The 9,385-nt window shown below is 41.0% G+C and carries 6 protein-coding genes and 1 pseudogene; 5 read left to right on the top strand and 2 right to left on the bottom strand.

The window, feature by feature from the left end; all coding sequences use genetic code 11:
• Positions 1 to 170: 170 nt before the first annotated feature.
• From PX481_RS00660 to PX481_RS00650, 3 genes are all read left to right on the top strand, one after another.
• The gene (locus PX481_RS00660) at positions 171 to 1,334 is read left to right on the top strand and encodes a pyridoxal phosphate-dependent aminotransferase (protein WP_288093120.1); all 1,164 of its coding nucleotides are present in this window, start codon (positions 171 to 173) and stop codon (positions 1,332 to 1,334) included.
• A 320-nt stretch (positions 1,335 to 1,654) separates the two neighbouring features.
• Positions 1,655 to 3,352, top strand: coding sequence for an SPFH domain-containing protein (locus tag PX481_RS00655; protein WP_288093118.1), 1,698 nt, complete (start codon positions 1,655 to 1,657; stop codon positions 3,350 to 3,352).
• A gap of 94 nt (positions 3,353 to 3,446) precedes the next feature.
• Positions 3,447 to 6,698 carry a DUF4257 domain-containing protein gene (locus PX481_RS00650; RefSeq protein WP_288093115.1) on the top strand — a complete coding sequence of 1,084 codons (3,252 nt, stop codon included), beginning with the start codon at positions 3,447 to 3,449 and terminating at the stop codon, positions 6,696 to 6,698.
• A gap of 85 nt (positions 6,699 to 6,783) precedes the next feature.
• On the opposite strand, the gene PX481_RS00645 is transcribed toward PX481_RS00650, so the two are convergent.
• On the bottom strand, positions 6,784 to 7,014 hold the full coding sequence (locus PX481_RS00645) for a hypothetical protein (protein WP_223212964.1): 231 nt from the start codon (positions 7,012 to 7,014) through the stop codon (positions 6,784 to 6,786).
• A gap of 155 nt (positions 7,015 to 7,169) precedes the next feature.
• Between PX481_RS00645 and PX481_RS00640 the strand changes: the two genes are divergently transcribed.
• Positions 7,170 to 7,928, top strand: coding sequence for an HNH endonuclease (locus PX481_RS00640; RefSeq protein ID WP_002757799.1), 759 nt, complete (start codon positions 7,170 to 7,172; stop codon positions 7,926 to 7,928).
• On the opposite strand, the gene PX481_RS00635 is transcribed toward PX481_RS00640, so the two are convergent.
• Positions 7,921 to 8,961: a DNA cytosine methyltransferase gene (locus PX481_RS00635; RefSeq protein WP_288093112.1), complete on the bottom strand. Its 1,041-nt coding sequence runs from the start codon at positions 8,959 to 8,961 to the stop codon at positions 7,921 to 7,923. The genes PX481_RS00640 and PX481_RS00635 overlap by 8 nt on opposite strands.
• 299 nt (positions 8,962 to 9,260) lie before the next feature.
• Between PX481_RS00635 and PX481_RS00630 the strand changes: the two are divergent.
• Positions 9,261 to 9,385 (top strand): annotated as a pseudogene (locus tag PX481_RS00630) (fatty acid desaturase); the annotation flags it as partial.

The following is a 9,385-nucleotide window of genomic DNA, read 5'->3' as shown; positions in this document are numbered from 1 at the left end:
CCACACCCCACACCCCACACCCCACTTCCCCACTTCCCCATCACCCCACACCCATCCCTAAGCGCCGCAATTCCGGAGATTATATAAAAAAACACCCAGAACAATCGAGGTGATGGACGATACTAAAGGTTGTGTAGGTCATCAGAAAAGCCCTTTCAGGGTAAAATACTATGAAACTAGCGTCACGAGTCAATCAAGTTACTCCCTCCCTTACCCTAGCTATCGACTCTCTGGCCAAGGAAATGAAGAAAAACGGCGAAGATGTCTGTAGTTTTAGCGCCGGGGAGCCAGATTTCGACACACCCACTCACATCAGAGCTGCCGCGAAAAAGGCCCTCGATGAGGGAAAAACTCGCTACGGACCGGCTGCCGGGGAAGCGGGGTTAAGAAAAGCCATCGCCGAGAAATTGCTGCGGGATAATCAATTAGCATACAATGCCGATAATGTCATCGTTACCAATGGCGGTAAACAGTCTCTCTACAATCTAATCATGGCGTTAATTGAAGCGGGGGACGAAGTAATTATTCCCGCACCCTACTGGTTGAGTTATCCTGAAATGGTGACGTTAGCGGGGGGAACATCGGTTATCGTTAACACTAGCCTAGAGAATCACTATAAAATCACCCCCGAACAGCTAGAAGCGGCAATTACACCGAAAACTAAATTATTTGTCCTCAATTCTCCCTCTAATCCCACCGGTATTGTCTATACTCCCGAAGAAATCGCAGCTTTAGCAAACATTGTGGTTGAAAAGGATATTTTAGTGGTTTCTGATGAAATTTACGAGAAAATCCTCTACGATGGCGCAATTCACCGCAGTATCGCTTCTTTTGGTCCAGAAATCTTTCAGCGCAGTATTATTAGTAATGGTTTTGCTAAAGCTTTCTCGATGACGGGGTGGCGCGTCGGTTACATAGCAGGACCGGTGGAAATTGTCAAGGCCATGACTAAGATCCAAAGTCATAGTACCTCCAATGTCTGCACTTTTGCCCAATACGGTGCGATCGCTGCTTTAGAGAGTTCCCAAGATTGCATTGAGGAAATGGTCAAAGCTTTTAGCCAGCGCCGACAGTATATTTTAGAACGAGTGCGAGCCATTCCTGGACTCAATTGTCCTACTCCCAACGGTGCTTTTTATGTGTTTATCGATATTAGTCAAACTGGTTTAAAATCCCGGGATTTTTGTCAGAAACTCCTCGAAACCCAAAAAGTAGCCGCTATCCCCGGTATTGCTTTCGGTGCTGATGATTGTATTCGTCTTTCCTATGCTACAGACCTAAAGACGATTGAAAAAGGATTCGATCGCATTGATAAGTTTATCGGCACTTTGTAGGATGATTACTTTGTCTGTTAGGGTGAACAAAATTCGCCCTTTTTTTTCGGTTTTAACAGCTTAGGTGAGTTGCTCACCTAGAAGGTGATTCAGGCATATTTGAGTATAATTTTCTATCTCAATTGTTAAGCAAAAATCGACTAAATGTTAAGAGTTCGTAACTATTCTGATTGACTGGTATCACTGGAAATGCCCACGCAAACCACAAAATTGCACAATTGTCAATAGGGTTTGAGATGCGCTCACCCTGTAAATGAAACAGATCTACCCCTGAACGGTTATAAATTTTTGTTAACATATTATCTACCGGAAAACCATAAATGTTAAGATTGCTGGCAATTCCCGATCTGAATCTTTACTATATGAGAGCAGTACAACCCAGCCAAACAGAGCCTGTTATTGTCGCTCAATCTTCCCCTGAACCTTCCCTATCAAATCCACCGCCAGGTAACGGCAGTTTCCCTTTAGTGCCGATAGGAGTAACTGTTGTGCTTACTTTGATGCTGGTTGCTTTGTGGTCGCAAAAAGACAAAATTATTGGGGGTTTCAAGGCATGGACTGAACCAGAACCAGACTCAGACACGATTCGATCCCAAGAATTTGCTGTTGATATAGAAGTCTCAAATATTCGTACTCAGGATTATTTACGAGCCAATGTACAAGCGACAATTTATGTCTTTATTGCCGACACAAAAGAAGACAACCAAAAGGCTCAAAAATTTTTGGTAGAAGAAGACAGTATTTCAACCGTAGCCGTAGAGAAAGCTGTTAAAAAACGCGCCGAAACCGCCCTACGAGGAAGTGCCAGTAAACATACATTAGACTATCTGCATACAAATCGCACAGAGGTGGGAAAAGAGGCTACGACTATACTTGGTAACTGCCTAAATCCTCTAGGATTAACTGTTAGAGACCTAGTTATTGGTGAAATTGAAGAAAGTGCCAACTACACTCCTAACAACTATTTCGATGCCAAGGCAGTTGAGGCTCGAACAAAAGTGATTCAACCGGCAATTCTGGCAACTCGCACGGAAGAGTTAAAGACGGAAGAAGCAATACGAAAACAGGAATTAGATACGGAAGAAACAATACGAAAACAGGAATTAGAGAAAGGCAGAGATATAAGGCTAAAGGAATTAGAGATAGGGATTGAACTGGAAAATCAAGAGCTTACACATCAAGAAACATCTTTGAAAAATTTAGAAACACTAGAAAGAGTCGAAAAGGCAAAGATCGACCACGAGCTAAAGATCGAAACCTACCAAAATGATAAAGAAAAAGAACTACAGGAGGCGCTCGAAATCTCTGAATTAGCTTTAAAGAAAAAGCTCGAAATTGCTGAGTTAAACGACAAAAAAGAGCTAGAATCCCTCAAACACAAAACAGAGATTGAAATTCAACTTAACAAGCTCCTACAAGACACAGACTTAATTGAGAAAAATAAAACGTTTCGCTTAAAACAAGCAACAGTCAATCAAGAAATAGAAACGGGAGAAATTGCTGCAACCATCTCGATTATTAGTAAAGAAAAAGAACGGCTGGAAACAGAAATAGAACGCGCCGAAGCAGAAGAAGCTGTTACTACAGCAATTGAAAAAGCCCAAGCCGAACGCCAGAAGCTGCAAGCGGAAATAGCCGCAGAGTCAGTGGAGAACGAAGCAAAAACTATCGAACGTTTGGCAGAAGCAGAAGGTAAGCGTTACCATCTCATACCGGCTACGGATGCCGAGCGCACGGCTAAAATGGTTCGGGAGTTAGCACCTCAATTAATAGAAAATTTACCCCAGGTTGTTGAAATTGCTAAAGCATTAGCTCCCCAAGCGGGGATTTTGGGAGACTCCAATATCTATAATTTTCCCAATGGAAATGGAGAAGAGATTAACAAGTTGATGCTTTCCACCAGTGGTATGTTACTGATTCAATCTTTACTAAATGGTAAGTTAGGAGATTTATTAGGTAAATCGCTCCGCTCTTTGAATAACGATAGCAACAGCGGACAGGATAATTCTGACGGATAAGTAACAGCGAGATTGAGTCATCTAAGCCCATTAATCCCTGCCAATAAAAATAATTTTTCAACAGTAAACAAACTGAGTTTTGGAGTCTAAATTCATGAAAAAAGCAAAACAAAAACCTCCCCTAACATTTCCCCCCTTTCCCAAAGCTATTAATTTCCTCCTGACCTTTTTCTTGGGACTTGGTATGGCTCTTTGCTTTGCTTGGTTAATCAGTCTTACAAGTACGTCTCCCTGTCCACCAGATATATCTGAGGGACAGGAAAAGGTAAAATGTATCACCAAAACAATTAATATTACTGGGTTGCTAAAAAATTTCTCGTATGACGTAAGTCCTCTCTATCTAAGCCTGATACTAGCTGGGGCACTTGGTGGATTACTTTACTCCATATTGCTTGACGGCGAGTTAGAATTGCCGTCTTGGAGTAAGAAAAATCCCAATAATCTCAACCCTGGCTTTTTGGGAGAAATTTTTGTTGGCATAGGTGGGGCATTTATCGCCTATAAGTTCTTACCCCAGGAACTTAGAAACCTTGGCGATCCGGGCTTAGAAATCACGATTTTTGTCACTGGATTGGTGGGCGGCTACGGTGGTAAAGCTATCCTAGATGCGGCATTAAAGAAGGTAATTAACCGTATAGACACGGCTAATGAAGCCAAAGAGATAGCAGAATCTCAGGCAAAAGAACTCGAAGAAAAAACATACATCCGCAATCTAGTCAACCAGCAGATTCAAGAAGGGCTAAATCAGTCCGAATTATCAGAAATGCAAGAGAAACTTGAATCTGCTACTGATGATGTTAAAGAACGTGCTTTTAATCTTGCCCATGATGCCCGTAGCTTGGGAAGGAGAACTCTAACATTTAAAGATCGGGTCAATAGAACAATTCCGATTTTTGAGGCTCTGGTAGCCAGTGATAACAATAATGCCTCGTATAATGCAGAGTTAGGTTATGCTTATATCAGTTCACAGCCTCCTGATTTAGACAAAGCCATCTCCTATCTCGATCGCGCCATCGAACTACGAATACCGGGGGCATCAACGGAGGGAGATAGCTGGAAGTACGAAATGAATCGGGCGATCGCCCGAATTGGCCTTGGCAATTCTCAATCAAGGGATGATATCCTAAAGGATTTGTTTGCTGTTGAGCAGAGGAAAGGACTAGCGCAAGCTATTGACGAGTATGAAAGGGATGGAGTAGATGGGGGAAATAATTCCATAAAAAACTGGCTGATCCAAAATCAAGATTGGGTGAGTCAACAGACTAACGGGAAAGCCTTACTTGATAAAATTCAACTTTCTGCGGTGGCGAAACCTGTCACCTCAACCTTATCAGTAACCCAGAATCGGGCAGATTTGGTCGCTGCCCCCCCCAATACAAAGATTAAAGCAACCATTAAAACCTATCTGAAAAAGCAGCCCATTGATTCATCACAACTCGGTGAAAACGAGAAAAAAGAAGTTCCTGTGGGTACAGAGTATAAAATCCTCAAGCATTCACAAGAATCTGATGGACATTACCTCGTTGAATTAGACTACGGCCAGGGAATTTGGTATGTTTGGTCAGATCACTGGTACTTACCCTGGGAACACAAGATACTATCATCTGTTCCCCAGTCCAGTAAAAATGGTTCAGCGCGGGAAGCCATTGACCAATTATCAAGAATTTCTGCCATCTCCCTAACAAATAGAGGAACCCTCAAAGCCGCAGCCACCCGCTCGATTCAAAGATCAGCTACAGCCACAAAGGTAGAACCCGAAAATTGGGTCATTGCGCCCCCCAATACCATCATCAAGGCAACTACTAAAACCTATCTGAAAAAGCAGCCTATTGATTCATCAGACCTCGGTGAAAACGAGAAAAAAGAAGTTCCTGTGGGCAAAGAATACAAAGTCCTCAAGTATTCAGAAGAAATTGACGGACATTGCCTAGTGGAGTTAGACTACGGTGCTGGCATTTGGTATCTTTGGTCGGATCATTGGCATTTACCTTGGCAAAAATCTAGCAAAGACAATGGCCGATCATCTGTATCCGCGCCAGAATCAAGTCAGCATCAAGGCGTTAATCTTGTAACTCGTCAGCAAGCTGAGTCTGTCTATGGACGTAAAATGAGTGATCAACAATTCAATGACTTAAACTCTTGTTTACAGCGATTTGAAATTAATACAGTGCCACGAATTAGACATTTCCTCAGCCAAACAGCCCATGAAAGTGCAGGTTTGCAATACATGACGGAAATTTGGGGGCCGAGCCAAGTAGCTGCTCAACGAACATATGATCCCCCCTATCCTAAAGCAAAAGAGCTAGGTAATACGAAAATTGGTGAAGGGAAAAAGTATCGCGGAGCAGGTGTAATTCAATTGACTGGTAAGTATAATTATCAAGCTTTTTCTCGTTTTATTAATGATCCCAAGGTGATGGATGGCGCAGATTACGTTGGTGCCAATTATCCTTTTACCAGTGCTGGATTTTGGTGGAAGAATAATAACATGAATGCTCTTTGCGATCGGGGTGGAACTGTTAAAGAGGTAACAAAAAAAGTTAATGGTGGTTATAACGGACTATCGGATCGTCAACGTTATTACGATAAAGCTTGTCAAGTTATCAAACAATTACCTTCTACACCTTTACATACGGAAGAGTTAGCCGCAAAGCCCGAAACAGTCAAGGCAGCAACCTCGACTACCACTGCTCAATCATTTGGGAGCCTTGACTTGGGTAATGATTTGGCCAGCCGAATCATTAAATATATGAAAACAAAAGGCTATCAAGTCTTCACGAATCCGAGAGAATATAACATTGTCTATGTAGAAGGCATGAATCCTAATGGAACCCTCAATGATGATCGTCCCAATGAGTTCAATGATCTGCGTATGGTAATTGAGTTTAAAAATGGGAAACCAGAAATTGTTGGGAGTTGGGAAGCTACCACAGAGCCTGGTGATAAATATACTTACAGTCCTCAAAATCCAAACGGGGCCGCTCGCATCAAGTTCGGACAGTACCAAGCATGGATCAAAGCTTGGCACCCCATGCCCAAAAGTTCAAAAAGTCATGAAGCACTGTTTCAGACCCAACCTATCGAGGTGTACCGAGACTCCAACAAGGATTTTCGACGGGATGGGGACAGGATTCAGAAGGGTATATTTGGCATTAATCAGCACTGGGGCTATGATTTGCCGAAAAATGCCATTAGTGGAGCAAGTGCCGGTTGTCTCGTGGGACGAACAAAACAAGGACACAAAGAATTTATGGCAATCATCAAGCAGGATAAACGCTACCTATCAGACCCTAATTATGTATTCTATACAACGGTTATCCCCGGTGATGATTTAGAGGACGTTTGAAAAGGGTCAAGCTTAACGGAAAAATTTTCAGTACAAAACTACGAGGATGCTTAAATGACACTCACAACCATCGGCAGGGTACCGATTACTGGGAGATAGACAGCGTTAGAAAGTTGTTTAATAGCAGCGGTGCGAGAAACAGGAAAATTAATCTTTTTGTTTCTAAGAGACTTAAATGTCTTCCTTCCTTGCTATACAATGGAATCATGGCACCACCACCGCTAACGATAACCGCAAAAGTAGGAAAGGGTTTTTGGATAGAAATTGCTCGGATGCCACTAGACCTCATTTGATAAATATAAGTAGGTGGTTTCAATTAAATTGAAGATAGATTTTGTCTTTGATCCCTCCTGCTCACCTTGATAAGGGGGGTGCCGATCCCCCCTTAGTCCCCCCTTAATCCCCCCTTAATAAGGGGGGCATCTGACAATTTTTAACAGCCAGTTATCTGTAGTCTCTAGAGGTATTAAGATGAGTGGGATCAAGTTAGAAGATATTAGGGAAATTACCAAGAATCCTCAAGGAAAAGGATATTTAATTATCTTTAATGATAACAGAGTAATTATTTTATATAAAAAAAGAACTATTGCTGCTTTGCTAACTCTGATTAGGTATGGAGAAGGTTGTGAGAGCGATCTAACTAATGCGACCAATAATTTACAAGAGATAAAAACTATACTCAAGGGTAAAATTCCTGAAAATTTAATTCAAGACTCCTATGCTGATGCTAATAAACCTTTTAGCGAACTTTGGAATGAAGAGGGATTTAATTTTATTTATGCTCCCCCAGGACAAAAAAGATTAGGCAGTCAAAAATATATTTTAGATAGTTCCGATCATCAACAACTTTTTACCACTACTAAACCACCGATTAGAACACCTCCCTCATCCCTAATTCAGAGAAATATCTTAGAACAACAAAAAAATAAATGTAATTTTTCTGGCTCAATTCTTAAAAAGAAAGAAAATATCAATCAAAATACCTATGCTAGGGATCGAGTGCGTTTAGTTTGGGATCATCGGATTCCCGTAGAAAAAGGTGGAAATAGTGCCGATGACAATTTTCAAGCTCTCTGCTTCTATTGTAATAAATCCAAATGGCAAATCTGTAATCTTTGTAACTATGCTCCTGATAAATGTTCAGAATGCGTCTTAGCTTTTCCTGAAGTAACTAAGATGATTTTCCCCAGTCAAGAAAATATTGAAGACCGGCTAAATCGAGCTAATTAAGTGATTTAGTAATATTTATACCAATATGTTTAATGACTGGGGGACAGACAGCGTTAGAAAGTTGTTTAATAGCAGCGGTGCGAGAAACAGGAAAATAATAATCATCGGCAAATCCCATTAATCTTTTTATTTCTAAGAGACTTAAATGTCTTCTTTCCTTGCTATACACTGGAATCATGGCACCACCACCGCTAACACTAACTGCAAAAGTAGGAAAGGGTTTTTGGATAGAAATTGCTCGGATGCCACTAGATCTCATTTGATAAATACAATTATCATAATCTACATTAACACTTGCCCTTTCAATACTTATTCTTGTTTTTGGCAGTTGAAAAGATAATTGTTCGGCATTAATTCTGCCAGCATAATAATCAATATACTGCTGCCATTTTCCCGATATGGGAATTGAATAATCCCCTGGAACAATAATTTTTTCAATACCCACTTCTGCATGGCAAGGTTGGGGAAATTGAAAGTTTTTAATTCCTAAATCCTTTCGGAAAGCCAATAAAAAAAAGCGAGGTCTTGATTGAGGAATTTGGAAATATTTACTATCGATAACTGCATAAAAAGCCAGATAATTTATTTCTTTTAACTGGATTAATATATCTTTTAATATCTGCCCTTGATTTAAGCGCACGATATTACTAACATTTTCAAGAAAGATAACTTTAGGCTTTTTTTCATGGCAAATTCTGAGAATTTCCTGAATGGCTAGTCCGCGACTGTCTTGCCAACCTTTTTGTTGTCCTGCTCTGGAAAATGGCTGACAGGGAAATCCCCCACAAAAAACCTCAAAATCGGGAAGTAAGCTAGGAATTAAAGCTTCAACATCTTGCGGTTTTATGGATTCATGAAAATTGTGATTGTAGGTTTTCACACAATCTGGGTTATTTTCGTTGCTAAAAACACATTGCCAACCGATTTGTTCAAGACCGAGACGAAAGCCACCAATTCCCGCATAAAAATCGGCAAAAGTCAAGCAACTATGGGTAAAATTTTTGTTAGCTGGACGAATAGGTAACTCGTTCATAATGTTGATTGAATAACCGAGAGTCTTATCTATTTTCTCAGATATTATTGTACTAGATGTCCAAGGGGACAGATGGACAGACAGGGGGAGAATGTGATTGACTTTCCCTAGGGGCTTTTGTTAAGTTACATTAAGCCCTACAATATAATTCTGGTGAGTTAGACGAAATTCGCTCGATCGCTCGGTCTTATCTGCTCCTAGCTGAGATAGAGAAAAGATAGCGCATCGAGAAACAGAAAAGTTTAGTTCTCAAGCTTTCGTCAATACTGCCCTTGTCATCTACCTTGAGTTATAACCTAGTGTCCCAAACCCTACCTAAACCCTCCCTAAAAAGAGAATTTTTGCCATTTACCCTACAGGATGTCCGTCTAGCTATCCCGGCCCGTTGCTTCCAATCAAGCGTTTTTCGCTCTTTAGCTTACTT

This window comes from Microcystis sp. M53603_WE2, assembly GCF_030065435.1.
Note: the sequence above shows the minus strand (reverse complement) of the source record. Positions and strands in the feature narration are given on the sequence as shown.